Below are 25,886 nucleotides of genomic sequence, written 5' to 3' on the forward strand. Positions count from 1 at the left end.
TTTTAGTGTGCCCAAAAAGGAGTGAACGAGTGAGAAAAAGGGAAAGATTTATTCATGTAAAGCGACGATTTTGTGGCGATTGCTCAAATGTGAACATTTTGCGAACTCGAGCATTGAGACATTACAGCGCAATATAAAATCATTATGATGTAAGTATCGAAGGGTATTCATCTGTGATTGTCGTTTCATACATGGGTTCGAAGCGATAGAGAGAGATAGGAGGTAATCAATAGATGTTTCAAGATCCTGTCCTGATGAGTCGAGCATTGACGGCACTCACATTAGGTTTTCATGTGATTTTTGCCACACTCGGCGTCGGGGTTCCACTTTTAATTTTATTGGCAGAATTTTTAGGGATTCGTAAAAAAGACCCGAAATACACGCTCATGGCTCGACGCTGGTCCCGCGGCTATGTCGTGACGGTAGCGGTTGGGGTTGTGACGGGTACGGCCATCGGTCTGCAGCTTTCACTCCTATGGCCGAACTTGATGCGCGTTGCGGGTCAAACGATTGCGCTCCCGCTTTTCATGGAAACGTTCGCCTTCTTCTTTGAAGCGATTTTCCTTGGTATTTACTTGTACACGTGGGATCGATTTAAAAATCCGTGGCACCACATGCTCCTCGGGATTCCGGTTGCCGTCGGTGCATTGTTCTCAGGGTTCTTTATCACAACGGTAAACAGTTTTATGAACCAGCCTGTAGGGTTTGATATTGTCGATGGTCGATTGGCAAATGTCAGCCCGCTCGAAGCGATGTTCAGTCCGGCCATGCCGACGAAAATGGCACACGTGTTGACTTCGGCTATTTTAACATCCGCGTTCATTCTAGCTGCGATCGCAGCCGTTCAGTTGTTACGTCAACGTCGAAATCAACTCGACAAGATGTCAATCGAGTATCATAAGAAAGGTCTTCGTCTGACGATGACGGTCGCTTTGATCTTTGCGATCGCGACAGCGCTTGTCGGTGACTTCTCAGGTAAATATTTGGCTCAGTATCAACCAGATAAATTAGCAGCTGCAGAATGGCATTTCGAAACCTCCTCCGAGGCCGAATTGATTTTGGGCGGATGGTTAGAAGATGATGGGCAAGGTGGCTATGAAGTTCGAGGCGCCTTGAAGATTCCTTACGCCCTCTCTATTCTTGCAGGTGGTGTCCCGAACTATGAAGTGACAGGTCTCAATGAATTTGCGAAAGAAGATCAACCGCCGCTCTTCGTTCACTATCTATTTGATGCGATGGTCGGAATTGGGATGCTTCTCGCGCTCATCTCCTTCCTGTTCGTACTCGGACGATATATTAAACGTTTGAACCAGTTCAGCAAGCCGATGCTCTTTGCGATTGCAGCCGGTGGACCTCTTGCCATGGCGGCGATTGAGTTTGGTTGGTTCTTCGCTGAGTTTGGTCGTCAACCTTGGGCGTTATATGAGTTGATGCGTACGAGTGAGGCAGCTACGACATCAGCGAACGTCGGTTGGATGCTTGTCGCTTTCGCGATCCTCTACGCGGTACTCGGAACAGTGACTGTGGTTGTCCTATCACGCCTGTTCAAAGAGAATCCGGTAGGAAAAGAACTAAAACAATCCGAGCATCGTGGTGAAGCGATGTTTGCGGATGAAGTGTGATCGGAGGATATGACATGCAAATTCAAGAATTAGGGATTGCCGTCTTATGGACGTTTCTATACTGCTACCTCATCGTCGCATCGATTGACTTCGGTGCAGGCTTCTTCGCTTTCTATAGCCGCTATACGAAACGTGATCACTTAGTGAACCGTCTCGTCAAACGGTATTTGTCACCGACATGGGAAGTCACGAACGTATTCTTCGTGTTCTTCTTTGTCGGGATTGTCGGATTCTTTCCGGACACTGCTTATTACTATGGTACGGCCTTGCTCGTTCCAGCGTCTGTCGTGTTAATCTTGCTTGCGATTCGTGGTAGCTTCTATGCGTTCGCTAACTATGGGTCAAAGGAGAGCACGCTCTATATGTTCCTCTATGGGGCGACGGGATTACTCATCCCAGCTTCGATGTCGACGGTCTTAACTGTCAGCCAAGGTGGTTTCATCACAGAGACAGAGAACGGCGTCTTCTTTGACGGGGCGAAGTTGTTCACCAACTTCTACTCGTGGACGGTCGTCATCTTGGCGATTGTCTCTGTCCTCTATATTAGTGCCATGTTCCTCTTGTTCTATGCGGACAAGGCACGTGACCAAAATGCCGTCGAACTTGTTCGAAAATGGGCTCTATTTTGGAGCGTCCCGACGATTATCGCATCGGGTCTCGTCTTCTTCGGGTTGAAGTCGCAAGCTGCGTGGCATTACGAAAGCATCCTAGGAGGGAACTGGTGGTGGTTTGCGATGAGCTTCTTGTTCTTCGTCATCGCCGTCTCCTTCGTTTATATGAAACGAAATTACGGGATTGCCTTCTTGATGGTCATGGGTCAGTTCTTCATGGCATGGTTCGGCTACGGATACTCTCACTTGCCATACATCCTGTATCCGTATATCGATATTAATGGAAGTGTCGTCAACGAGTCGATGGCGGTGGCACTTGTCATCGTATTCATCTTAGGGTTGCTCCTACTCGTTCCGGCGCTCTATCTCTTGCTCCGTTTGTTCTTGTTCGACAACGACTACGTACGAGGGAAACGCTCGAGTGGAAAAGCATAATGGCAAGAACGGGATTTCCTTTATTTGAAGGGAATCCCGTTTTGTTTTTTATATAGAGTTTTGAAGTGGAATCAGTTACACTGAACGAAGAATCAAGAAGAGAACATGTGTAGGAAAGGGATGTAGCATCATGACAGGTGAATTTGCAGTCATCGGGTTAGGACGATTTGGAGGGTCGATCGTCCGAGAATTGTCTTCAAATGGATATGACGTCCTCGCCATCGATTCAGATGAGGAACGTGTCAATGAGTTTATGGGATTGGCAACCCATGCCGTGATTGCCGATACAACAGATGAGAATGTGTTAAAGAGTTTAGGGATTCGTAACTTTGAACATGTGATCGTCGCCATCGGGGAGAATATTCAAGCTTCCATTTTGACGACGTTGATTTTAAAGGAACTCGGTGTCCAAATCATCACGGTCAAGGCGACGAACGATTACCATGAAAAAGTACTCCGTCGAATCGGGGCGGATAACATCGTCCACCCTGAGCGAGATATGGGCGTACGAATTGCCAATGGGTTGATGAGCCAGAGTATCCTCGACTACCTCGAATTATCGAATGAACATTCGATTGTCGAAATTAAAGCATCGGACAAGTTATCGAACAAATCCCTCATCGATTTGGACTTGCGAGCGAAGTACGGGGTGAACATCGTCGCGATTCGTCGCGATGACGATGTCCTGATTTCTCCTCAAGCGGATGAGATGATTTTATCGGAAGATATTTTGATCATCATCGGGAAGGATACCGATTTGGATCGACTAGAGCGCACACTTCGTTCGAGATAAAAGAAAAGACCTTTGGAGCGATGCCGCGATCGTTGAATCGATTGATCCAACTCGACGGTTTGACTCCAAGGGTCTTTTTTAGATGAGCTTCATCGCCTTTAGGCCGTACTCGATTCCATCTTCAAGGATGGATTTCGTGACGAAATCCGCCACGTCTTTCGCTTCAGTGCGACCATTGCCCATGGCGATTCCTGTCCCTACATACTGAAGCATGGCCAAGTCGTTCAATGCATCTCCGAAAGCATACGTATTCTCCAGACGGTAGCCGTTGGTCTCAATAAAGTGACGGATGCCGTCTGCTTTACTGGCTCCCTTATTGATCACGTCCATCGCATGAGGATGCCAACGGATAAAATCGAACTCACGATAAGCATTGATATAACGATGCTCGTCTTCAGGCGTGCAGTACAGTAACGTCTGATACACATCCTCTTCTGCGTGGAAGTTCGGTTCGAATGAAGGGATCGGCATGTCGAGTTCGCCGAGCGATTGTTCAACGATGGCGTCGTTCGGTTTTGAAGCACCACCACGGTCCTGTCCCAAATAGACGAGAGTATGGTCATTTGAAGAAGCGTGCGTCGTCAAGCGACCGAGTGCATCTTTCGAGAGCGTGTTACGATAGACGATTTCACCTTTGTGCACGACAATCTGACCGTTGTAACAAACGAGACTATCAATCCCGACACGTTCTGGGATGTCGGATAGCATGGCCGGTCCTCGTCCCGTCGCGATGAACGTCTCGACGCCGTTTGCCTGAAGTGCTTGAATCGCTGAAATCGTGGAAGGCGGGATATAACTACCTTCATGTAAAAGCGTGCCGTCAATGTCGAAGAAAACAACCTTTTGATCTTCCATTTGATTCACCATTCTTTCTCTTTATCTAAAAAATATGTTTTCTGAACCCACTAAAAGGATAACACGAAATAGGGAAACTACCACGAATATCACATCGTTAGTGAAATATTGTCATGATATGAGCTATAATGAAAAAAGAATCTTACGGGCATATTCGAGAATCACTTATGTTTCACATAGATGTATTAATAATTGAAGTAAGGAGAGATTAAATGAAGTTTGTTAAGAACCACCAAACAGCCGTGTTCGCATTGGGCGGACTCGGAGAAATCGGGAAGAACACATATGTTGTTCAATTCCAAGATGAAATCATCGTCATCGATGCGGGAATCATGTTCCCAGAGGATGACTTGCTTGGAATCGACTATGTGATTCCTGATTACTCGTACTTGATTAAAAACAAGGACAAAGTAAAAGGGGTATTCATCACTCACGGTCACGAAGACCATATCGGGGGAATTCCATTCTTATTGAAGCAAGTACAATTGCCGATTTATGCGACGAAACTCGCGCTCGGATTGATCAAAGTTAAACTTGAGGAGCATGGGTTGCTTCGTGAGGCGGAGCTCCATGAGATTGATGAGGATTCACTCATCAAGTTCCGTAAGACGAGCATCTCGTTCTTCCGCACGACGCACTCGATTCCGAACTCACTCGGTGTCGTCGTCAAGACGCCACAAGGGAACATCGTCCATACGGGTGACTTCAAGTTCGACTTCACTCCGGTAGGCGAGCCGGCAGACCTTGCCAAGATGGCGGAAATCGGAAAAGAAGGCGTACTTTGTCTCTTGTCCGATTCAACAAATGCAGAAGTGGAAGGCTTCACGATGAGTGAGAGCGTGGTCGGTGGGACGATTAGTGAGACGTTCCGGAAAGCGGACGGTCGAATCATCTTTGCGACGTTCGCATCGAACATCTATCGCTTGCAACAAGTGGTCGATGCGTGTGCCGAGACAGGTCGTCATCTCATGATTTTCGGTCGTTCGATGGAGAAAGTCATGACGATCGGACAAGAACTCGGTTTCATCAACGTGCCAAAGGGTATGATTATTGAGGCGAATCAGATGCGTCACTACGACCCGAATGAAATCGCGATTCTTTGTACCGGATCGCAAGGGGAACCGATGGCAGCGCTCAGCCGTATTGCAAATGGGACGCACCGTCAAGTGTCGATCATTCCTGGGGATACGGTCATCTTCTCTTCTTCTCCAATCCCAGGTAACGCCATCTCGGTCGGGAAGACGATTGACCAGTTGTATAAAGCGGGAGCGGATGTTGTCTACGGTAAGTTGACGAACATTCATACGTCAGGTCACGGTTCGCAACAAGAACAGTTGTTGATGATTCGTCTTCTGAATCCGAAATTCTTCATGCCGATTCACGGCGAGTACCGTATGTTGAAAAAGCATGCTGAGCTTGCTGAATCGGTTGGAATCCCGAAAGAGAACAGTTTCGTTATGGATAATGGCGAAGTGCTTGCTGTCGACTCGGAGTCGGCTGCGGTCACTGGTAAAATTTCTGCGAACGCTGTGTATATTGATGGGAATGGAATTGGTGATATTGGGAATATCGTATTAAGGGATCGCCGCATTCTGTCTGAAGATGGACTTGTTGTTGTCGTCATCAGCATCGATGGCAAGACGCGCAAACTCGTCTCAGGACCAGATATCATCTCACGTGGATTCGTCTACATGCGTGAATCAGGTAGTCTGATTCGTGATGGCGAACGATTGTTGAAGAAAACCGTCGAACAAGGATTGTCCAATAAGCAGATGAAGTGGTCGGAGATGAAGCAACTCGTCTCAGACACCCTCACACCTTACTTGGCACAAAAGACGCGGAGACACCCAATGGTCCTGCCGATTATTATGGAAGTATGATTTGACGGGCTGTAGGAGACTACAGCTCGTTTTTTTCACCGCAAAAGAGGAGGGGGAGCTTATGGCGAAGAAAAAGGGGAAGAAAGGGTGGCTGAAATGGGGAGCCGCAATCATTGCGGTCATTTTTCTCATCACGCTCGTTTATCATCAAGTCAAACCATTACCGGAAGGCGTGTCGAGACAATCTGAACCGTACCTCATCACAGATGACCAAATCGATTTTCTTCATGATTTGACCTATCAAGGGGAAGATACAGAGATTGTCGAACAGGAGATATTTAGTGAAGTTGAACGAGCGATACGTGAGGCAAAAGAATATATCGTCATGGACTTTTTCTTATTCAATCCTTATTCGAATGAAGACCGACAATATCCGGACATTACATCGCGCCTATCTTCAGCATTGCTTGAGCAAATGAAACGATATCCGGACTTGAAAGTCGTCTTCATCACGGATGACATCAATACCAGCTATAACGGTCATGTTTCTGACCACTTCGATGTACTGGAGGAGGCAGGGGTAGAAGTCGTGTACACAAATCTCGATGCTCTTCGTGACCCGAATATTTTATACTCCACGTTTTACCGGATGGCGATTCAGTGGTTCGGCAATAGTCAAGACGGATGGCTACCGAACCCGATGGCCTCTTCGGCACCGGACATTACGGTACGTGCATATTTAAGGTTGCTCAATATCAAAGCGAACCATCGAAAAGTGATGGTCACCGAGAATGAAGGCTTTGTACTTTCCGCTAATCCACATGATGCCAGCGGATATCACTCGAATGTCGGTGTCCATTTAAAAGGACCGATTTTAAAAGAAATCGTTGAAGGTGAGCAAGCGGTCGCGACGTTCTCTAAAGGGGATGCACGGCGCTTCCCAGATGATGAAGCGCTGTCGAAGATTGAAAATGCGCCGAGCGAGGCACCGATGGAGATTCGTTATGTCACGGAAGGGAAGATTCAAGAGTCGGTGCTCGATGCAATGAATGGGGCGGACGATGGGGACACCATCTGGATCGGAATGTTCTATTTGGCAGATCGGAATATTATCCAAGCAATCGAGGATGCCGCCGGGCGCGGGGTGAAGGTGAACTTGATCCTCGATCCGAACACGAATGCCTTCGGTCGATCGAAATCAGGGTTACCGAACTTACCGGTGACGGCAGAACTGAACACCGTCAACCCGGAGCAAATCGAGATTCGCTGGTATGATGTCGCCAAGGAACAATATCATCCAAAAATCCTGTATGTGGATGGTGAAGAAAAGACCGTTGTCTTAGGATCGGGGAACTATACGACCCGGAACATGAACGATTACAACCTAGAGGCAGACGTCGAAGTGACAGGAGAAGTGGATACAGCCTTCTTTGATGAAGTGGACGAGTATTTTAATCGTCTATGGAACAATGAGAATGGCACGTATACGGTAGCGTATGATGAGATTCAAACCGATCTCCCAATCGGAAAGTATATGATGTATTGGCTCCAAAAAGTCACATGGACGATGACGTATTAAAAAAACAGCTATCCTCAAAATTTGGGGATAGCTGTTTTGACGTTAGTTCGTCTCGATTGGATTAAACTCATTCGTGTATTCGTATAAGAATTTCCCAGTCTCTTTCAAGACGTCACTTTTACGGTGAAGCGAGAAATGGTCGTACGGTACCGTTTCTGTCTGAATGTTATTCGTATACTCTTCCAGTAACAGAGAACTCGCCGGCTCAATCAAATTGAATTCACCGCCTCGTCCAGAGAAGGAGAGTACCTGAACGGACCTTGGCCATGTCTCAAGCTTAGACTGGAATGCTTGTAGTCCGTCTGAGTTAGGGGACAAATCACGGATGGCAGGGCTTCCGGTGTTAATGCCGAAGTTACTGGCAGATAATCCGAAGTTCGCAAGGCGTGTCCCGCCGAATGGGCTATCGAACGTTACAAACTTATCGACGATGTACGTCTCTTGATTCAAGATATAGTTGGCAGCGGCTACGCCACCCATACTATGGCCAATGATATACATCCGGTCGAACGAACGATTTCTCGTTTTCTTATACGTTTCAATGGCTGCATTCAACCACTTTGTCTGATTGTTCAAAGAAGCCTCTGCATCTTCGAACTCGATTCGGACAATCGGGCGAGTTGAACTAAAATCATATATTTCACAGTCGGCCTTGCCTTTGACAGTCACGGTACAAAGTGCTCCGTCAGTCGCTTGCCCACTTTGTTCCATCGCTTGAGAGAAACGGAGGAACGTCCGGTCTGTCCCGAGTAATCCATGAACTGCAAACGTAGGGATAAACTCATTCGTTTGAGAAGCTTGGCGAATCGCCTCGGATTGACGCTCGTTTGCAAACTCTTGTCGGAATGTCCCGACAATCAAAATGAGCGAGAGGGAGACAATCAATAACCCTAACAGGCGTGAACGAATCGACGTTTCTCTAGGGTTGCCGACGTTTCGTCGATACTTGCGCCAAATGAAATAACTTAAGATGATAGCTGACACCAATACGATGATGGTGATCACCCATGCTTTAACGTTCGGCACATGGGCGACTAACTTTACATTGTTTTGGCGTCCTCCGTACACTTGCCACTCGACATGTTTCATAGAACGGAGGTCTAAGCCAGTTCCATCCTCAACGAATACGCCGGTCGGAACAGTCAAGTTAAAGCGAATGTCGGCTTGGCGGATATATCGTTCAGCCAATTTTTTGGGGGAGCCGGTTAGTTCAACACCGGGTAAGTCGACCCGATCGAGTCGGAGGTCGAGATTGGTTTGGAGTGTATATGAATCAAACCAAATGCCTTCCTGTTGCTCGATGTCGAACTGAATATCCGGAGGGACTAAAATACCGGCTGGTCCCGTTTTCCATTCCTCTTTAATCTGTTGCAACTCGTCGACATTTTTAAATGTCTTCTTTAAGACCATGCCTTCGTAGTCATCAGGACTTGAATAATCTTCTGTTTCATATCCGTTTTCTTCCGCCTGCTCTTTCCAAGTATCCCAGTCGAGTCTGAGATTGAGCAATTTCATGACTGGATGATCACGGAACGCGTAAGTCGTTTCAAGCGAAACAGATTGGTCATAGTGGACGGTCGCATCATAATTGATTCGCACACATCCACCGATTAAAAGAAATAAAAATGGGAATAGTAACAACAGTGCCCTTTTTCTCGAACTAAACATGTTAAATCGGTTCGCCGTATGTTTCTAACGGGTTCGACATATTAATCCGGTCATAGAACATGATCCCGTCTAAATGATCGAGCTCGTGCTGACATACGACAGCGCGCATTCCGCGCAGACGAAGCTTAATCGGCTTCCCGTCGCGGTCGAACCCTTCTAACGTGATTCGACGAAAACGAGGTACATTTCCTTTGACCACGCGATCGACCGATAGACAGCCTTCGCCGCCATTCAAAAATGTCTGTTCGACGGAATGACTTGTAATTTTAGGGTTGAAGATGGAGAGTTTAAACGTCTCTTCCTCTTCTTGTAGCAATACTGTGAAGAAACGACGATTTACACCGAGTTGAGGTGCGGCGATTCCGACACCACCTCGTAACTCGTATTTCTCGCTCATCTCTGGGTCTTGACTATTGACAAGAAACGTCTCCATCTCGTCGAGTAACGCCAAATCTTCTGTTGTTGGCGGAATCGAAACTTCGGCTGAACGCGCGCGAAGTCGCTCGTCTCCTTCGCGGATGACATCTTTCATGGTTAACATACACAACTTCCTTTCTATCGAACTTATATGATTGATTATATCATATTTAAACAGGAAGGAATGTGGATGGTACAGAAGGTGAAATGAAAATAATACAGTGGTGAAAAGGATGTCATATCCCTTGAATGTAAGCGTTTTATTTAGGTAAGCATATTTTTTGCGTTATTGAAACAACCCGTTTTATACTAACAAGGAAACGTCAGGAGAGGATAACTTTTCTGAATCACGTTAATACAGATTGCTTTTTTGGACAGATACACGTAAGATTTGAGATAGTGTTTGATCACAAAAAAGACAATTGTCTCATAGTTGAAAGGATGAGGTGAAACGAATGAACAACGTTCAGGTACTTCAAAACGTGGAAGAAAACTTCCAAACGTTCCGTATTCTCGACGAGAAGGGTGAGGTCGTCAACCAAGACGCAATGCCTGACCTAACGGACGAGCAACTTCAGGAGCTCATGCGCCGCATGGTCTATACTCGAATCTGGGACCAACGCGCCATCTCACTTAACCGTCAAGGTCGCTTAGGATTCTACGCGCCAGTGGCAGGTCAAGAGGCGACGATGATCGGGACGCAATACGCGCTCGACAAAGAGGACTGGATTCTTCCAGGATACCGTGATATCCCGCAACTCGTATTCCACGGACTTCCGCTTTATCAAGCGTTCTTGTTCTCACGTGGACACGTGGCAGGAAACCGCATCCCTGAAGGTGTCAACGTATTGATGCCACAAATCATCATCGGTGCACAAATCATTCAAACTGCGGGTGTGGCAATGGGCCTCAAACGCAACGGCAACAAAAATGTCGCCATTACTTACACAGGTGACGGTGGCTCATCACAAGGTGACTTCTACGAAGGATTGAACTTTGCAGGTGCATTCAAATCACCAGCAATCTTCGTCGTTCAAAACAACCGTTTCGCTATCTCAACTCCTGTTGAAAAGCAAACTGCAGCTAAAACGATCGCGCAAAAAGCTGTTGCAGCTGGAATCAACGGAATTCAAGTAGATGGAATGGACGTTCTTGCAGTGCTCGCAGCGACTCAACAAGCTCGCGTCGACGCACTCGAAGGAACACCGACACTCATCGAGTCACTCACTTACCGTTACGGACCACATACGCTCGCTGGGGATGACCCAACACGTTACCGTACAAAAGAACTCGACACAGAATATCAAGAAAAAGATCCACTCGTACGTTTCCGTCTCTTCCTTGAGAACAAGAAACTCTGGAACGAAGACATGGAGAACGAAGTGATCGAGCAAGCGAAAGCTGACGTGAAAGAAGCAATCAGCCAAGCAGACAAAGAACCAAAACAAAAAGTTTCGGACTTCATCAACAACATGTTCGAAGAACTTCCTTCAAACTTGAAAGAACAGCTTGAAGAATATACTGCAAAGGAGTCGAAGTAAGTTATGGCTCAAATGACAATGATCCAAGCGATTACTGATGCGATGCGCGTTGAAATGAAACGCGACGAGAAAGTACTTCTTTTCGGAGAAGACGTTGGTAAAAACGGTGGGGTATTCCGTGCGACGGAAGGTCTCCAAGACGAGCTCGGCGAAGACCGTGTCTTCGACACGCCACTCGCTGAATCAGGGATTGGTGGTCTTGCGATCGGTCTAGGTCTTACTGGATTCCGTCCAATCATGGAAGTTCAATTCTTCGGATTCGTATTCGAAGTTTTCGACTCAATCGCAGCTCAAATGGCACGTATGCGTTACCGTTCAGGCGGCGCTTACAGCCAACCAATCACAATCCGTTCACCATTCGGTGGTGGAGTTAAGACACCTGAGCTTCACGCGGACAGCCTTGAAGGTTTGATGGCTCAGACACCTGGTCTTAAAGTCGTTATTCCATCGACTCCGTACGATGCAAAAGGTTTGTTGATCGCGTCTATCCGTGATAACGACCCAGTCGTGTTCCTCGAGCACATGAAATTGTATCGTTCATTCCGTGGCGAAGTACCTGAAGGTGAGTACACAATCGAACTCGGTAAAGCGGATGTGAAACGTGAAGGTACAGACGTTTCAATCATCACTTACGGTGCGATGGTGCACACGTCACTCAAAGCAGCGGAAGAACTTGAAAAAGAAAACATCAACGTTGAAGTCATCGACCTCATGACAGTGAGCCCGCTTGATATCGACACAATCGTAGAGTCTGTTAAGAAAACAGGTCGTGCGATCGTCGTTCAAGAAGCACAACGTCAAGCAGGTATCGCAGCGAACGTTGTAACTGAAATTCAAGAGCGCGCAATTCTTCACCTCGAAGCACCAGTTCTTCGAGTAACTGCACCAGACACAGTCTTCGCATTCGCACAAGGTGAAGACATGTGGTTACCTGACCATAAAGATGTCGTTGCAAAAGTTAAGGAAGTTGTGAACTTCTAAGATCGTGTCGAATAAACGATGAGGGAGAATTGTCTCCCTTGTCGTGTTTACATGATGAATTGATGGGAGGAAAAACCAGTGGCAGTATTTGAATTTAAATTACCAGATATCGGTGAAGGTATTCACGAAGGTGAAATCGTCAAGTGGTTCGTAAAAGCAGGGGATACGGTCAAAGAGGACGATGTTCTTTTAGAAGTACAAAACGACAAAGCAGTCGTTGAAATCCCAGCTCCAGTCGACGGTACAGTCAAAGAAGTTAAAGTTTCTGAAGGTACAGTTGCTGTAGTCGGCGACGTCCTCATTACGTTTGACATCGAAGGCGACGCACCAGCAGGTGAAGAAGAAACACCTGAACAACCGAAAGCAGAAGAGAAGACAGAAGACGTAAAAGAAGATGTGAAAGAAGACGCGCCACGCGACGTTCAACTTCACAAATCTGAGCGTGTTATCGCTATGCCATCTGTCCGTAAATATGCACGTGAAAAAGGTGTCGACATCCGTGAAGTAAACGGTTCTGGCGACAACGGCCGTGTATTGAAAGAAGACATCGATGCATTCGCGAACGGCGAAGCACCGTCTGCAGAAGCTACAACAGAGAAAACAGAATCTGTAGCACCAGCAGCTGCTGCGAAAACGGAAATCAAGCCTTACGAGTCAGCGACTCCTGAACTTGAAACACGTGAGAAAATCCGTGGAATCCGTAAAGCCATCTCGAAAGCTATGGTTAACTCGAAACACACTGCACCACACGTTACACTCATGGACGAAGTCGACGTTACAAAACTCGTTGCACTCCGTAAAGATTTCAAACAAGTCGCGGCTGACCAAGGCGTGAAACTCACGTACTTGCCATTCGTCGTGAAAGCATTGACTGCTGCAGCGAAAGCATTCCCAACAATCAACGCTTCAATCGATGACGTGAACGAAGAAATCGTCTACAAAAACTACTACAACATCGGGATTGCAGCTGACACGGACAACGGACTCGTTGTACCAGTCGTAAAAGATGCAGACCGTAAATCAATCTATGCACTTGCTACAAACATTAACGAACTTGCAGGTAAAGCTCGTGAAGGTAAGCTCGCTGGGGAAGACATGAAAGGTGGATCGATCACAATCACAAACATCGGTTCAGCTGGTGGACAATGGTTCACGCCTGTCATCAACCACCCAGAAGTTGCGATTCTCGGTATCGGCCGTATCGCTGAGAAAGCTGTCGTGAAGAACGGTGAAATCGTTGCTGCGCCAGTACTTGCACTTTCATTCAGCTTTGACCACCGCCTCATCGACGGTGCGACTGCACAAAACGCTCTTAACATGGTGAAACGCTTGCTCGAAGACCCAGCACTTCTAATGATGGAGGGATAAGAACATGGTAGTAGGAGAATTCGCACAAGAAACTGATTTGCTTGTCATCGGTGCCGGTCCTGGTGGATACGTTGCCGCAATCCGTGGCGCACAGCTCGGAATGAAAGTAACTATCGTTGAGAAAGGCAACTTCGGTGGTGTCTGCTTGAACGTCGGATGTATCCCATCGAAAGCGTTGATCACAGCAGGACACAACTTCCAACACGCTAAAGGTCATGATTCAATGGGAATCACGTCTGACAACGTGTCAGTGGACTTCACAAAAGTTCAAGATTGGAAACAGTCAGTCGTTAACAAATTGACTGGCGGTGTTAAAGGTCTCCTCAAAGGAAACAAAATCGAGATCGTTCAAGGTGAAGCGTTCTTCGCGTCTGAAGACACAGTTCGTGTCATCACTGAAGACAGCTCAACTCCTTACAAATTTAAAAAAGCGATTGTCGCGACTGGTTCTACACCAATCGAGATCCCATCGTTCAAATGGTCTAAACGTGTCCTTTCTTCAACTGGCGCGTTGGCACTTCCTGAAGTACCGAAGAAACTCGTCGTCATCGGCGGTGGATACATCGGTATGGAGCTCGGTACTGCATACGCTAACTTCGATACAGAAGTTGTCGTTGTAGAGGGCGCTAGCGACATCTTGTCTGGTTTCGAACCACAAATGACGCAAATCGTTAAGAAGAAACTCAAGCAAAAAGGGAACGTCACAATTCACACGAATGCACTTGCTAAAGGTGTTGAAGAAACGGAAGACGGCGTAACTGTTAAGTTTGAAGTAAACGGTGAAGAGCAATCTGTTGAAGCGGACTATGTCCTCGTCACAGTTGGTCGTCGTCCAAACACAGGCGACATCGGTCTTGAGAACGCGGACGTTAAAATCAGCGACCGTGGAATCATCGAAATCGATGACCAGTGTAAAACATCGAACGAAAACATCTATGCAATCGGTGATATCGTTCCTGGACCACCACTTGCACACAAAGCATCTTACGAAGCGAAAATCGCAGCGGAAGCAGCAGCAGGTAAGCCAGCTTACCTCGACTACTCTGCAATCCCTGCAGTCGTCTTCACAGATCCTGAACTCGCAACGGTTGGTTATACAGAGCCACTCGCAAAAGAAGAAGGACTCGAAATCACAGTTTCGAAATTCCCATTCGCAGCGAACGGTCGTGCACTTGCACTTGACGAGCCAGACGGCTTCATGAAGCTCATCACACGCAAAGAGGACGGTCTCTTGATCGGTGCTCAAATCGCGGGTACGGGCGCTTCAGATATGATTGCTGAGCTTGGCCTTGCAATCGAGGCTGGTATGACTGCTGAAGATATCGCACTTACAATCCACGCTCACCCATCACTCGGTGAGATGGCTATGGAAGCTGCTGAAATCGCAATGGGTATGCCAATCCACGTTGTAAAATAAGAACGTCAATAAAACCTCTCTCACGATTCGTGGGAGAGGTTTTTAATGTAGGTGACGACACGCTCGACTTCCTTGAATCCGACCTTCTCGTGAAAGCGTTGACTGTCCTCGTTTTCAAGCTCGGTATCCGATGCCAGTTCGATACAACCGTGACGGGCCGCAAAGGTTGATGCAGTATCGACCAAACGAGAGGCGACACCTCGGTGGCGCTCTGATTCACTGACATAGATTCCTTCCACATAGGCGGTCGGGGACGTACTAGAACCTGGCACATAGTCATGCCGGAAACTGAGTTGACAAAAACCAACCGCCTTCCCATGTTCATTTGATGCGATGAAATAATGCATCTTTTTTGAGGCGAGACCGAGTTTGACTTCCATTCGTAATTCTTCGGTGGGGGCGTCTGGCCATAAATCGTGCATGAACTGGACAAGAGTTTCTACGTTTACCTCTGTTGCATAATCAATCTTCATTGTCATTCTCTCCTTAGGTTTCATACTTGTAGTATAAAGGAAAATACTTGTGAAGAGAAAAGGGAGGGAATCCTGATGGCATTCGATGAGGAGTTATTGTATACCGTGTCCGAGACGAGTCGGGTCCGATTTACGGGGATTGAAACAGAAGCCGCCCGTTATGATTTTGGTTTCGTCTATACACAGCAATTCATGGGCAAGGTGTTAGTCGTCTGTATGCAAACGGGTCAATCGGCCCTTCTTGATTTGCATGCGCTAGAAGAGCCGCGTCAATTGTATCCGATGCTTGGCATCAACTTGAACGACACAGAGCACGTCGCTGAATTTTTACGACTTTGCTTCGTCGAAAAAACACAAGCATCTGAAGAAATTGACACTTGAAAAAATGTAAGCGTTTTCTTATAATAGGCACTAGGGGAAGCAATTCGATCATCTACAGCCACCTTTTCTGAGATGACATAAAAAATGAGCCGGTCATCATGACCGGCTCATTTTTTGTTTAGCGAATCGCTTTTGTTTGTTGGATGACTTTAATCATTTGCAGCGACTCATCTTCAAGACCTTGTACGGGAAGACCCGCTTCAATGTTGGCCATAATGTATTCGAGTGTCGACGTCGTAATCAATTCACCTGGAATGATGATTGGAATTCCAGGTGGATACACCATGATGAATTCCGCTGAAATACGCCCGACTGCGTTTTCGAGAGGGATCGTCTCCGTCTCTTCATAAAACGCATCACGAGGACTGAGCGCAAGTGGTGGAATCTCTGGGAGCATGATGGATAATGAGTCGTTCCCAGACTTTTGGTAAACAGAAACGACATCTCGCATCGCTTCAATCAACGCTTGAATCGTTGACTCGTCGTCCGCTGATGTGACGATGAAGAGCACATTCAATAAATCGGACATCTCGACTTCGATGCGGTGTTTGTCGCGAAGATATTTCTCGACTTCAAATCCAGTTACCCCAAGTTCACGCACGGATACGAGTACTTTCGTTTCGTCAAGCGCGTAAGTCGATTCAGAATGCAACTCGGCATGACCGTATACCGATAAGTTCGGCATGAGATTGATTGCCGTACGGGCCGTTCTAGCAAGCTCGAGTGCACGCTCATTCATCATGTGACCCTTTGTCGCTAACTGTCGACGTGCCGCGTCGAGAGAAGCGAGGAGCAAATAGGATGTTGACGTCGTTGTAATCATAGAGAGCATCGCGTGAATTCGTTCTGGCGAGACGAGTCCGCGGCGTACGTTCAAAATCGAACTGCCTGTCATTGAACCGCCAAGCTTGTGCACACTCGTCGCCGCCACATCTGCTCCCGCTTGCATCGCCGAGAGCGGAAGTTCATCGTGAAACGGGAGATGAACGCCGTGTGCCTCATCGACAAGTACAGGAACGTCTTGTGCATGCGCGACGGATACGATACGCTCTAAATCACCTGCGACCCCGAAATAAGTCGGGTTGATGACGAGTACGGCTTTCGTGTCCGGATGAAGTTCAAGCGCGCGTTCAACGGCACTAGCCGTAATTCCGTGGGCGATGCCGTATGTTTCGTCAAATTCCGGGTGGATGAAGACCGGGTGGGCACCCGTTAAGACGAGCGCGGACATGACGGATTTATGGACGTTCCGTGGCACGATGATTTTTTCGTTCGGGCCAACGACACCCATGATCATCGCCATGATGGCACTCGATGTCCCTTGAACGGAGAAAAAGGTCTCGTCAGCACGGAACGCCTCTGCCGCCAAGCGCTCCGCTTCAGCGATTGCCGCTTTTGGATGATGGAGGTCATCGAGTGGGGCAATGTTAATCAAATCAATTTTTAGGGCGTTTTCACCAATAAAGTCACGAAACTCCGGGTCCATCCCTTTTCCGCTTTTATGACCAGGAATGTGGAACGCAATCGGGTTTGAGTCGACATGTTCAAGCAACGTGTCAAATAGTGGCGTTTCGAGCTGAGTAGCACCTTTTAATTTCAATCGTAAATCCCCCTTGAATCAGTTTATTTATAAGATGAATAGTATCGTTATGATATATGTTGTTTTTAAAAAAGAAGCAACAAAAAAACTATAGAGATTTCTGGCTCAACTTGCAATAGTTTTTTTTGTTGTTACAATGGGTGTCGAGGTGAAACAATATGCAAATCAACTATCCGATCAATCCGGATTGGACGACTGACGAATTGATTGAAGTCGTCGAGTTTTATAACGTCGTCGCACAAGCCAATGAAGGTGGGGTGGAACGAGAGGTTTTTCTCGACTCCTATCGTGCCTTCAAGCAGATCGTAACATCTAAGTCGGAGGAGAAACAACTGAACGCGGTTCACGACGAACAGACAGGTTATTCCACGTATCGTACGGTTCAGGCGGCAATGAAGTCCTCGAGTAAAATGATCAAACTGTAAGACCGAGCATGCCCGAGCAAATTCAGGCATGCTTTTTTGTTATTTCTCCTTTAAATCGGGTACAGTTCATTAACACCAAATCAGGTTTAGGGACCTCGGAATTGGGAATATATCCATTAAGATAAAAAATTCAAAATAGTCAGACAATTATCTTTCTTTTTCGAATTTTATCTGATATACTCAATTCAACTCACTAAACCGTAACTTGTAGCTCAACAAAAGGAGTGTGGCATCTTATGAAACAAGTGATTGAGGCATTCAAAAGAAAAGACGCAGAAAAACGGATCCCGGTGCTGCGCTTAGAGATTGATTATGAATTGGCAACCCTCTTCGATGCGATGGCGTCACAAGATGATGCTACAGTTCAGGCTAGCAAGCATCGGTTAGAGAAGTACCGCCAAGAATTATTGCGTCTCGAAGCCTAACCATTACACACACATTCAACCAGTATTCCGAGCGGATACTGGTTTTTGTTTGGTACAATACAGTTGAGGTGATCACAGATGATAGAATGGTTTGCAGTCGACTTAATCAAACAAGCGGGAGAACTGATTCGTCGCGAGATTGATCAAAGTTATGAAGTGGAACGAAAGACGGGAAAAGGGGACTTGGTCACTGAAATCGACCGCGCGGTGGAACAACTGATTGTCCGTCGAATCCAACAAACATTTCCGGAACATCAGATTATGGGGGAAGAGGGGACGACAGATCAGCCAGAACAATTGACCGGTACCGTCTGGTTTGTCGACCCGATTGATGGGACGTTAAATTTTATTCATCAAAAACGTATGTTTGCCATCTCTATCGCGATCATGATAGATGGAGTCGTGGAATATGGATTCGTCTATGACGTCATGGCGGATGAGATGTTCATGGCGCGGAAAGGATACGGGGCGACGTTGAATGGTCGGACGTTGACGACCCTTCATGAACATCATGTCCGAGACGCGTTTTTAAGTATGAATGCGACGTGGGTCACGCCGAACCACCAGATTGCCCCGGAAATACTCGCTCCGATTGTACGGGACTCGATTGGGACGCGAGCTCATGGTGCTGCATCGCTTGAATTAGCCTGGCTTGCTGCCGGTCGCGTGGACGGCTACATCACCATGCGCAATATGCCATGGGATTATGCTGCTGGAAAGTTACTCGTTGAAGAGGTAGGCGGGCGTGTCGTTTCCTTATATGGTGAGCCGATTCGCTATGACGGAAAAACATCTGTCCTGGCTGGGAGCGATTCATTTGTAAATGACGTCATCAAACATTACGTCATCGCAAAAGGGGTCACGGCTGAAGTAAAACCGGACTTACACATCGTGGAACATGATTCGTATGAAGAAATCCGCGACTTACTCGTCTTGGCGAATCCGAATGAAGCGATGGTCCGGGAACAATTCGAGGAAGGTCGTACGTACAAAGCGTTACTCGGTAGTGAGATTGTCGGTGCGTATATGCTCGTTTCACACGAAGGCGATCGGGTTGAACTCGTCAATATCGCAGTGAAACCCGAACGTCAAAACCAAACGATTGGTCAACGCTTGTTACAAGACGCAGTGAAGCGGGCCGCCTTGATTGGTGGAAAAGAACTGCTCGTCTGTACAGGGAATTCAAGCATCATGCAACTGCGCTTTTACCAACAAGCTGGATTCCGATTCGATTCGGTGGAACGCGATTATTTTCGTAATCACGGGTACGATGACATCGAAGAAGATGGACTCGTTTTACGCGACCGCATCTGCTTGACTCGTCCGCTATAAAGGCAAGTTAAAAGGGTTACTCCGACATGATACCGGAGTAACCCTTTTTTTATGATTGATGGTCTGAAAGAATGCGGCGACGCAATTGAATACCAAAGTATGTCGCTACGCCACTTAACACGAGGCTGCCCAAGATAATGGCGGCGCTCCCCTCGGCCACCCCGATTCCAATGCCGACGAATCCTGCGACAACGGCCGTTGCGATCAATACAAACATTAGCTGCATGGAGGTTCCTCCTTATTTTCTCTTATCCTCCCTATTGTATGATAAAAAACACGGGATGAAAACGTTCACAGTCGATTCCACTCGACAAAGGTACTGTGACGTGTGCTATACTCTTAAAGTTGAAGAAAAGTTGAAATTTTTTAAATAAGAGAGGAATAACTACATGAACGTAAGAACAAACCTTCGTAACGTAGCCATCATCGCGCACGTTGACCACGGTAAAACAACGTTAGTCGATGAATTATTGAAACAGTCTGGTACTTTCCGGACGAACGAGGCAGTCGCAGAACGCGCGATGGACTCGAACGATATCGAGCGTGAGCGCGGAATCACGATTCTCGCAAAAAACACAGCAATCGATTATAAAGAGACGCGCATCAACATCGTAGATACACCAGGTCACGCAGACTTCGGTGGAGAAGTTGAGCGAATCATGCGTATGGTAGACGGCGTTATCCTTGTTGTCGATGCGCGTGAAGGCTGTATGCCACAAACACGTTTCGTATTGAAAAAAGCTCTCGACCAAGGACTTCGTCCGATTGTCGTCGTCAACAAAATCGATAAGCCGATGGTTCGTCCACTCGACGTTGTCGATGAAGTTGTTGATCTCTTGATCGACCTTGGCGCAGATGAAGATCAACTTGAATTCCCTGTCGTCTACACATCAGCAGTCAGCGGTTCAAGTTCGTTCGATCCTGACCCAGAAAAACAAGAAGATACAATCACGCACGTGCTCGACACGATTCTTGAAAACACGCCGGCTCCAGTGGACAACTCAGACGAGCCACTTCAATTCCAAGTGACGATGCTCGACTATGACAACTACCTCGGCCGTATCGGCGTAGGTCGCGTCTTCCGTGGGAAAATCAAAGTCGGTGAGCAAGTATCGCTTTGTAAGACAGACGGTACGGTGAAGCAACTTCGTGTCACGAAATTGTTCGGTTACTTCGGCCTCAAGCGCGTCGAAATCGAAGAAGCAAAAGCAGGTGACTTGATCGCTATCGCCGGGATGGAAGATATCAACGTCGGTGAAACGGTAACGCCAGTCGGTAAAGAAGAGCCACTTCCGCTCCTTCGCATCGATGAGCCAACGCTTCAAATGCGTTTCATGACAAACAACTCTCCGTTCGCAGGACGTGAAGGCGATTTCGTGACAGCACGTAAAATCGAAGAACGTTTGATGAAACAACTCGAGACGGACGTTTCACTCCGTGTCGAAAATACAGATTCACCAGACCAATGGATCGTATCAGGACGCGGTGAGCTTCACCTCGGGATCTTGATCGAGAACATGCGTCGTGAAGGTTACGAGCTCCAAGTGTCGAAACCACAAGTTATCATCCGTGAAGACGAGAGCGGCACGAAAGTTGAGCCGTTCGAGCGCGTTATCATCGACGTACCTGAAGAGTATACAGGTTCAGTCATGGAATCGATTGGTCTCCGTAAAGGTGAGCTTGCGAACATGAACACGAATGACAACGGTCAGACACGTATGGAATTCCTCGTGCCATCACGTGGTCTTATCGGTTACCGTAACGAATTCTTGTCAGCGACACGTGGATACGGAATCTTGAACCATACGTTCGAAGAGTACCGTCCATATATCGCTGCTGATATCGGTGGTCGTCGTAGCGGTGTTATGGTTTGTATCGAAAACGGGAAGTCGACGGCCTACTCAATCGGTGCCCTTGAAGACCGTGGGACAATCTTTATCGAGCCAGGTACAGATGTGTATGAAGGAATGATCATCGGGGAATGTAACCGTGATGTTGACCTTGCCATTAACGCTGTTAAAGGGAAGCAATTGACGAACATGCGTGCTTCTGCAAAAGACTCGACACAAGTCTTGAAACGTCCGCGCGTCTTCTCACTTGAAGAGTCACTCACGTTCTTGAACGATGACGAGTACTGTGAAATTACACCGGAGTCGATCCGTCTCCGTAAGAAAATCTTGAACAAGAACGAACGCGAGAAAGCAGACAAGCGTCGTAAACTTGGTAAAGAATAAGTTAGCAGAAAGGGGACGCTTCGGCGTTCCCTTTTGCATGGAATAGTGTAGAATGGATGTGTATGAAATAAAGGGGGACTCTTTGTCTTGAAAGCTTCTCAAACAATCGATATCACACAGATTGACGTTCCGTGGATCGCTTCGATGCTAGGTGTCGGCAGTGACCCGAATGACTTTTCCGTCGGGTTCAATGCACTCGTTGTCACGGTCATCTTACTGACAATCCTTGTCTTTAAACTTGGTTTTGCGAAACAATTGGCATGGTGGAAGTCGCTCATCGTCTATATTCTGCTTTCACTTGGAGCAGGTACGATGGCACTCGTCTTTTTCACATGGCCAATCCCGGAAGTGCTTGCCGTCATGGCAATCGTGTTAGCCATTTATCGTGGTCGCCTTTGGTGGAACCGTCGTCAAGATGCGGTAGAATCATAAAAAATACGGGCGTCTCTTCGGAGGCGCCCGTTTGCATTACCAATTTCGTTTCTGTCGAAATGTAGGATATAACTTGAACTGTCCAGATGCGGCGCGTTCAGCCGTTCGTTCGCTGATTCGCTCCTGACACTCTTGACACATATACGTTTTAGCCGGTTTGTTACGCAAGCGTTTTGCTTCAAACGACCATGAGTCGATGGTCTCGACTTTATCGCAAAGAGAACATTTTACACGCATCTTTTCACCTTCCTCTATACGATGAGTATAGCATGATTTCAACCGTTAAAAGCAGGGAATTGAACCGGTAAGGGAGAATGGTACAACCATACCCGGTTAAAAGGAGGGGAGTTGAATGGCGAGTAAGGCAACGTTTGAACTGACAGCTGCGCAAGAGCGCCTATTGAACGACATGCCGTTAACATTTCTCGTCGGTTTCGACGAGGCGAAGCGTTGGCCGATCAGCCATGCGATCAGTTGGGTGCAAGCGTTAGATGCTGTCACGGTCCGGTTCGCATTGACAAGAAATTCACATATCGTGACCATCTTGACGACAGAAAAGACGGCTGGCCTCATTTTTATCGAAGATGGTCAGTCCTATCATGTTTTACTCTCAGCGATTCGAGAGTTCGATCCGGCGGTTAAACCAAGCCTTCATCTTCGTTTTTTTGAAGGACATGTCGAAGAAGTGAGGAACATCTCGTTTTATGGAGCAGCTTACGCACAGCCCGAAATCACGAAAACGTATGATATTCGAGCGGCGGAAAAGCTTGACCGTGAAGTGAAAGAAAGTCTTCATTCTTGAATACCATCCTATATTCGAGGGGCGGCAAAGTCTATGAAAAAAACGTATGTACTCGATACGAACGTACTCCTACATGATCCGCTATCCTTATTTCAATTTGAAGAACACGACGTGGTCATTCCAGCCATCGTCCTAGAAGAGTTAGATGGAAAGAAACGAAACATGGATGAGGTCGGGCGGAATGCCCGTGAAACGTCACGTGTCCTCGACCAGCTCCGGACATCGGGAAAACTCCATGACGGGGTCCCGCTTGAAAACGGAGGACGTCTGTTTGTCGAAATCGGTCATGAACACCAGGTCGATATTCCGTTCGATGTCATGACAAACGATAACCGTATCCTACTCGTTGCCTTAAAGTTAATGAAACAATACGAGCATGACGCAGGTCGAAAGGTCGTCGTCGTCTCAAAAGATATATTGGTCCGTGTCAAAGCAGACGCCATTGGAATTGATGCAGAAGACTATTTGACAGATCATATCGTTGATACGACGGACTTATACGCCGGCTATCGAGAGATTGAAGTCGATCAGTCGCTCATCGATGAATTTTATAAAGTTCGTCAATTGCCGACGACGGCCTTGACGAAACAAGTGCTATATCCGAATTCATTCGTCGTCTTGAAAAGTAATGTGTCGAAAGCGAGTGCGCTTGCTGTGGTCGATTCGCTTCAACCGATTTTACGACCACTGGCACTCGATGCAGATCATATTTGGGGAATTCATCCACGAAACGTTCAACAGCGGATGGCACTCGACCTGTTGCTTCGAGATGACATTCCGTTTGTCACCTTACTTGGGAAAGCCGGTACCGGGAAGACGCTCCTTGCCCTAGCAGCAGGGCTCTCGCTCGTCGAGGATGAACAGCGTTACAATAAGCTCGTCGTCGCTCGCCCGGTCGTGCCGATGGGGAACGATATCGGTTACTTGCCAGGGGAAATGGAAGAGAAGCTTCGTCCATGGATGCAACCGATTTATGATAACTTGGAATTTTTATTCAATGCGAATTCAAAAGACGAGCTCGGCAATATTCTAGCCGGTATGAAATCGATTCAGCTCGAGGCGCTCACTTATATTCGAGGTAGAAGTATGCCGGACCAGTTCATCATCATCGATGAGGCGCAGAACTTAACGAAGCATGAAATCAAAACCATTCTCACCCGAGTCGGTGAAAACTCGAAAATCGTACTCGTCGGCGACCCGTATCAAATCGACCATCCGTATTTGGATGAATACTCGAACGGCTTGACGTACGCGGTGGAACGCTTCAAAGGACAAAACGTCTTCGGACACGTGCAACTCGTAAAAGGGGAACGTTCGTCACTTGCACGATTGGCGGCTGACCTACTATAAGAAAGATACAAAATAACGCCGAGCTTCGTGCTCGGCGTTATTTTGTATCGAGTTGTAACGACTGGACGTTCGTCCGTTCTAAGAAGGCATTCGAGATCATAATCAATCCCGTGATGATGAACAGGGCAGAAAATCCGAAGTGTGCCACGATTTGGGATCCAAATAGCGGTCCGAGTAGATTCCCCATGAACTGAGCGGACTGATTGTATGAAAAGATGCGCCCCGTCGCAGAGACCGGCGTATGCTGGCGCAGTAGCGATTGAACGGACGGCATCAAGGCGGCCGTTGCGAACCCGATTCCGAAACGCAACAAGATGAGTTGAGTCGTTGAGGTAACGAATGCTTGCGGAATCAAGAAGAGGCTATAGAGGAGCAGTGCCCAAAACAAGATACGCTCCGCTCCGTGTCTGTCCGATAACCGTCCGAGACGCTGCGCCGAAACGAGAGCGGCCAGTCCCGGAGCGGAGGCGACAATCCCTGCCATGAAGGCGAGCGCGGTAGTGTTCGGATTCAATTCACGTACGTATAATGTCAAGAGTGGTCCGATGGATTGTGTCGAGAACTGAATGAGGAACGTTGTCACAAACAGACCGACAATCAACTGTGGATGTCGCAGTGAGGCGAAAATCGATTTCATCGACGCGAGTTCTTCGCGTTTCACTGGGACAAAATCTTCTTTTACGAACCAAAGCGTGATGAGGAACGTCAGGAAGAGTGCACTTCCGGTAAAGAGAAAAACGGATCGAAGCCCAATCCAGTCTGCGAGCAGTCCGCCGATGAGGGGACCGAGTAGACCACCAGTGATTCCACCGGTTGACAGGGTACCGAGCGCCCAGCCACTTTTCTCTTTTGGTGTCTGAGATGCGACTAACGTGATGCCGGCTGAAATAAATCCAGACACGGCCCCCATGAGTAAACGCAACCCGACGAGTTGATATACGTCTTGGACGAAGCTGATGAGGAACATGACGATGGCCATCCCGAGACTGGCTCGGATGAGCATCAGCTTTCTTCCTTTTCGGTCAGCCAAGCGTCCCCACATCGGAGAGACGATGGCGGCTACGAGGAACGTCGCGCCGAACGCAATCGCAGACCAAGTGACGACGTGGTCCGGATCCTTTACCCCGAGTTGTTCGATGAACAATGGGAGGAATGGAAGGACGAGGCTCATCGACGCGGCGGTCAAGAAGCTACCGATCCAAACAACCATTAAATTTCGTTTCCATAGAGGTATCGTAAGCGTCACGACCTTTCTTATTCAATTTGTAGTCAACACTCTATATACTACACTTTGTGAACTAAAAAGTCCAAAAAAAGAGAAGGTG

General features: G+C 47.4%; 25 protein-coding genes. 17 read left to right on the forward strand and 8 right to left on the reverse strand.

All coding sequences use genetic code 11. From position 1 onward, the window contains the following. Positions 1–233: 233 nt before the first annotated feature. The 3 genes from KNO70_RS08325 to KNO70_RS08335 all read left to right on the forward strand — a co-directional run bounded on the left by KNO70_RS08325 (position 234) and on the right by KNO70_RS08335 (position 3,461). A complete protein-coding gene (locus KNO70_RS08325) occupies positions 234–1,622 on the forward strand; it encodes a cytochrome ubiquinol oxidase subunit I (protein ID WP_074037383.1) in 1,389 nt (462 codons plus the stop codon). Positions 1,623–1,636: 14 nt separating this feature from the next. Then, complete coding sequence (locus tag KNO70_RS08330; RefSeq protein ID WP_214812160.1) at positions 1,637–2,668, forward strand: cytochrome d ubiquinol oxidase subunit II; 1,032 nt, start codon at positions 1,637–1,639, stop codon at positions 2,666–2,668. Positions 2,669–2,798: 130 nt separating this feature from the next. Continuing rightward, the gene (locus KNO70_RS08335; RefSeq protein ID WP_015881252.1) at positions 2,799–3,461 is read left to right on the forward strand and encodes a potassium channel family protein; all 663 of its coding nucleotides are present in this window, start codon (positions 2,799–2,801) and stop codon (positions 3,459–3,461) included. Positions 3,462–3,539: 78 nt separating this feature from the next. Here KNO70_RS08335 and KNO70_RS08340 read toward each other — a convergent pair whose 3' ends face one another. Continuing rightward, positions 3,540–4,328 carry a Cof-type HAD-IIB family hydrolase gene (locus KNO70_RS08340; protein WP_205728289.1) on the reverse strand — a complete coding sequence of 263 codons (789 nt, stop codon included), beginning with the start codon at positions 4,326–4,328 and terminating at the stop codon, positions 3,540–3,542. 200 nt (positions 4,329–4,528) lie between these two features. On the opposite strand from KNO70_RS08340, the gene rnjA reads away from it, so the two are divergent. Further along, positions 4,529–6,196: a ribonuclease J1 gene (rnjA, locus tag KNO70_RS08345; RefSeq protein ID WP_015881254.1), complete on the forward strand. Its 1,668-nt coding sequence runs from the start codon at positions 4,529–4,531 to the stop codon at positions 6,194–6,196. Positions 6,197–6,257: 61 nt separating this feature from the next. Next, positions 6,258–7,715 (forward strand): phospholipase D family protein, encoded by a 1,458-nt coding sequence (locus KNO70_RS08350; protein WP_214684558.1) that lies wholly within the window; start codon positions 6,258–6,260, stop codon positions 7,713–7,715. A gap of 42 nt (positions 7,716–7,757) precedes the next feature. On the opposite strand, the gene KNO70_RS08355 is transcribed toward KNO70_RS08350, so the two are convergent. Then, positions 7,758–9,383, reverse strand: a complete 1,626-nt coding sequence (locus tag KNO70_RS08355; RefSeq protein ID WP_214812163.1) for an alpha/beta hydrolase — start codon at positions 9,381–9,383, stop codon at positions 7,758–7,760. Between the two features lies 1 nt (position 9,384). Continuing rightward, entirely contained in the window at positions 9,385–9,924 is a 540-nt protein-coding gene (def, locus tag KNO70_RS08360; RefSeq protein ID WP_196430483.1) for a peptide deformylase, read from the reverse strand. A 331-nt stretch (positions 9,925–10,255) separates the two neighbouring features. Here def and pdhA point away from each other — a divergent pair, with 331 nt between their 5' ends. The 4 genes from pdhA to lpdA all read left to right on the forward strand — a co-directional run bounded on the left by pdhA (position 10,256) and on the right by lpdA (position 15,107). Further along, complete coding sequence (gene pdhA, locus KNO70_RS08365; protein ID WP_015881258.1) at positions 10,256–11,341, forward strand: pyruvate dehydrogenase (acetyl-transferring) E1 component subunit alpha; 1,086 nt, start codon at positions 10,256–10,258, stop codon at positions 11,339–11,341. Between the two features lie 3 nt (positions 11,342–11,344). Then, on the forward strand, positions 11,345–12,322 hold the full coding sequence (locus tag KNO70_RS08370; protein ID WP_015881259.1) for an alpha-ketoacid dehydrogenase subunit beta: 978 nt from the start codon (positions 11,345–11,347) through the stop codon (positions 12,320–12,322). Between the two features lie 78 nt (positions 12,323–12,400). Further along, positions 12,401–13,690 carry a dihydrolipoamide acetyltransferase family protein gene (locus KNO70_RS08375; protein ID WP_015881260.1) on the forward strand — a complete coding sequence of 430 codons (1,290 nt, stop codon included), beginning with the start codon at positions 12,401–12,403 and terminating at the stop codon, positions 13,688–13,690. 4 nt (positions 13,691–13,694) lie between these two features. Further along, positions 13,695–15,107 carry a dihydrolipoyl dehydrogenase gene (lpdA, locus tag KNO70_RS08380; protein WP_015881261.1) on the forward strand — a complete coding sequence of 471 codons (1,413 nt, stop codon included), beginning with the start codon at positions 13,695–13,697 and terminating at the stop codon, positions 15,105–15,107. Between the two features lie 20 nt (positions 15,108–15,127). Here the strand turns inward: lpdA and aac(6') are convergent, their stop codons facing one another. Continuing rightward, entirely contained in the window at positions 15,128–15,580 is a 453-nt protein-coding gene (aac(6'), locus tag KNO70_RS08385; protein ID WP_214684554.1) for an aminoglycoside 6'-N-acetyltransferase, read from the reverse strand. 75 nt (positions 15,581–15,655) lie between these two features. Between aac(6') and KNO70_RS08390 the strand changes: the two genes are divergently transcribed. Next, entirely contained in the window at positions 15,656–15,961 is a 306-nt protein-coding gene (locus tag KNO70_RS08390; protein WP_078146628.1) for a DUF3055 domain-containing protein, read from the forward strand. Positions 15,962–16,079: 118 nt separating this feature from the next. Here the strand turns inward: KNO70_RS08390 and KNO70_RS08395 are convergent, their stop codons facing one another. Then, a complete protein-coding gene (locus KNO70_RS08395) occupies positions 16,080–17,561 on the reverse strand; it encodes an aminotransferase class I/II-fold pyridoxal phosphate-dependent enzyme (protein ID WP_078146629.1) in 1,482 nt (493 codons plus the stop codon). A 158-nt stretch (positions 17,562–17,719) separates the two neighbouring features. Here KNO70_RS08395 and KNO70_RS08400 point away from each other — a divergent pair, with 158 nt between their 5' ends. From KNO70_RS08400 to KNO70_RS08410, 3 genes are all read left to right on the forward strand, one after another. Next, a complete protein-coding gene (locus KNO70_RS08400) occupies positions 17,720–17,986 on the forward strand; it encodes a UPF0223 family protein (RefSeq protein WP_031421520.1) in 267 nt (88 codons plus the stop codon). Positions 17,987–18,222: 236 nt separating this feature from the next. Further along, positions 18,223–18,411, forward strand: coding sequence for a hypothetical protein (locus KNO70_RS08405; RefSeq protein WP_015881266.1), 189 nt, complete (start codon positions 18,223–18,225; stop codon positions 18,409–18,411). 78 nt (positions 18,412–18,489) lie between these two features. Further along, positions 18,490–19,743, forward strand: a complete 1,254-nt coding sequence (locus tag KNO70_RS08410) for an inositol monophosphatase family protein (RefSeq protein WP_078146630.1) — start codon at positions 18,490–18,492, stop codon at positions 19,741–19,743. A 49-nt stretch (positions 19,744–19,792) separates the two neighbouring features. Here the strand turns inward: KNO70_RS08410 and KNO70_RS08415 are convergent, their stop codons facing one another. Then, positions 19,793–19,969, reverse strand: coding sequence for a DUF5325 family protein (locus KNO70_RS08415; RefSeq protein ID WP_159562038.1), 177 nt, complete (start codon positions 19,967–19,969; stop codon positions 19,793–19,795). Between the two features lie 163 nt (positions 19,970–20,132). On the opposite strand from KNO70_RS08415, the gene typA reads away from it, so the two are divergent. Further along, positions 20,133–21,977, forward strand: coding sequence for a translational GTPase TypA (gene typA / locus KNO70_RS08420; RefSeq protein ID WP_015881269.1), 1,845 nt, complete (start codon positions 20,133–20,135; stop codon positions 21,975–21,977). An 87-nt stretch (positions 21,978–22,064) separates the two neighbouring features. Beyond that, positions 22,065–22,409, forward strand: coding sequence for a YlaH-like family protein (locus KNO70_RS08425; RefSeq protein WP_015881270.1), 345 nt, complete (start codon positions 22,065–22,067; stop codon positions 22,407–22,409). Between the two features lie 36 nt (positions 22,410–22,445). Here KNO70_RS08425 and KNO70_RS08430 read toward each other — a convergent pair whose 3' ends face one another. Continuing rightward, positions 22,446–22,646 (reverse strand): YlaI family protein, encoded by a 201-nt coding sequence (locus KNO70_RS08430; protein WP_015881271.1) that lies wholly within the window; start codon positions 22,644–22,646, stop codon positions 22,446–22,448. Positions 22,647–22,761: 115 nt separating this feature from the next. Here KNO70_RS08430 and KNO70_RS08435 point away from each other — a divergent pair, with 115 nt between their 5' ends. Both KNO70_RS08435 and KNO70_RS08440 read left to right on the forward strand, forming a co-directional pair. Next, positions 22,762–23,211: a PNPOx family protein gene (locus KNO70_RS08435; protein WP_015881272.1), complete on the forward strand. Its 450-nt coding sequence runs from the start codon at positions 22,762–22,764 to the stop codon at positions 23,209–23,211. A 33-nt stretch (positions 23,212–23,244) separates the two neighbouring features. After that, positions 23,245–24,561 (forward strand): PhoH family protein, encoded by a 1,317-nt coding sequence (locus tag KNO70_RS08440; protein ID WP_015881273.1) that lies wholly within the window; start codon positions 23,245–23,247, stop codon positions 24,559–24,561. Positions 24,562–24,598: 37 nt separating this feature from the next. Here the strand turns inward: KNO70_RS08440 and KNO70_RS08445 are convergent, their stop codons facing one another. Further along, a complete protein-coding gene (locus tag KNO70_RS08445; protein WP_240499801.1) occupies positions 24,599–25,771 on the reverse strand; it encodes a multidrug efflux MFS transporter in 1,173 nt (390 codons plus the stop codon). Between the last annotated feature and the right edge of the window lie 115 nt (positions 25,772–25,886).

Source organism: Exiguobacterium sp. s181 (assembly GCF_018617125.1).
Classification (GTDB): domain Bacteria; phylum Bacillota; class Bacilli; order Exiguobacteriales; family Exiguobacteriaceae; genus Exiguobacterium; species Exiguobacterium profundum.

Bases quoted from the DNA above. Each gene is read 5' to 3' on its own strand.
- KNO70_RS08325 (WP_074037383.1), top strand. From the start codon at position 234: ATGTTTCAAGATCCTGTCCTGATGAGTCGAGCATTGACGGCACTCACA.
- KNO70_RS08330 (WP_214812160.1), top strand. From the start codon at position 1,637: ATGCAAATTCAAGAATTAGGGATTGCCGTCTTATGGACGTTTCTATAC.
- KNO70_RS08335 (WP_015881252.1), top strand. From the start codon at position 2,799: ATGACAGGTGAATTTGCAGTCATCGGGTTAGGACGATTTGGAGGGTCG.
- KNO70_RS08340 (WP_205728289.1), bottom strand. From the start codon at position 4,328: ATGGTGAATCAAATGGAAGATCAAAAGGTTGTTTTCTTCGACATTGAC.
- rnjA (WP_015881254.1), top strand. From the start codon at position 4,529: ATGAAGTTTGTTAAGAACCACCAAACAGCCGTGTTCGCATTGGGCGGA.
- KNO70_RS08350 (WP_214684558.1), top strand. From the start codon at position 6,258: ATGGCGAAGAAAAAGGGGAAGAAAGGGTGGCTGAAATGGGGAGCCGCA.
- KNO70_RS08355 (WP_214812163.1), bottom strand. From the start codon at position 9,383: ATGTTTAGTTCGAGAAAAAGGGCACTGTTGTTACTATTCCCATTTTTA.
- def (WP_196430483.1), bottom strand. From the start codon at position 9,924: ATGTTAACCATGAAAGATGTCATCCGCGAAGGAGACGAGCGACTTCGC.
- pdhA (WP_015881258.1), top strand. From the start codon at position 10,256: ATGAACAACGTTCAGGTACTTCAAAACGTGGAAGAAAACTTCCAAACG.
- KNO70_RS08370 (WP_015881259.1), top strand. From the start codon at position 11,345: ATGGCTCAAATGACAATGATCCAAGCGATTACTGATGCGATGCGCGTT.
- lpdA (WP_015881261.1), top strand. From the start codon at position 13,695: ATGGTAGTAGGAGAATTCGCACAAGAAACTGATTTGCTTGTCATCGGT.
- KNO70_RS08390 (WP_078146628.1), top strand. From the start codon at position 15,656: ATGGCATTCGATGAGGAGTTATTGTATACCGTGTCCGAGACGAGTCGG.
- KNO70_RS08400 (WP_031421520.1), top strand. From the start codon at position 17,720: ATGCAAATCAACTATCCGATCAATCCGGATTGGACGACTGACGAATTG.
- KNO70_RS08405 (WP_015881266.1), top strand. From the start codon at position 18,223: ATGAAACAAGTGATTGAGGCATTCAAAAGAAAAGACGCAGAAAAACGG.
- KNO70_RS08410 (WP_078146630.1), top strand. From the start codon at position 18,490: ATGATAGAATGGTTTGCAGTCGACTTAATCAAACAAGCGGGAGAACTG.
- KNO70_RS08415 (WP_159562038.1), bottom strand. From the start codon at position 19,969: ATGCAGCTAATGTTTGTATTGATCGCAACGGCCGTTGTCGCAGGATTC.
- typA (WP_015881269.1), top strand. From the start codon at position 20,133: ATGAACGTAAGAACAAACCTTCGTAACGTAGCCATCATCGCGCACGTT.
- KNO70_RS08430 (WP_015881271.1), bottom strand. From the start codon at position 22,646: ATGCGTGTAAAATGTTCTCTTTGCGATAAAGTCGAGACCATCGACTCA.
- KNO70_RS08435 (WP_015881272.1), top strand. From the start codon at position 22,762: ATGGCGAGTAAGGCAACGTTTGAACTGACAGCTGCGCAAGAGCGCCTA.
- KNO70_RS08440 (WP_015881273.1), top strand. From the start codon at position 23,245: ATGAAAAAAACGTATGTACTCGATACGAACGTACTCCTACATGATCCG.
- KNO70_RS08445 (WP_240499801.1), bottom strand. From the start codon at position 25,771: ATGGTTGTTTGGATCGGTAGCTTCTTGACCGCCGCGTCGATGAGCCTC.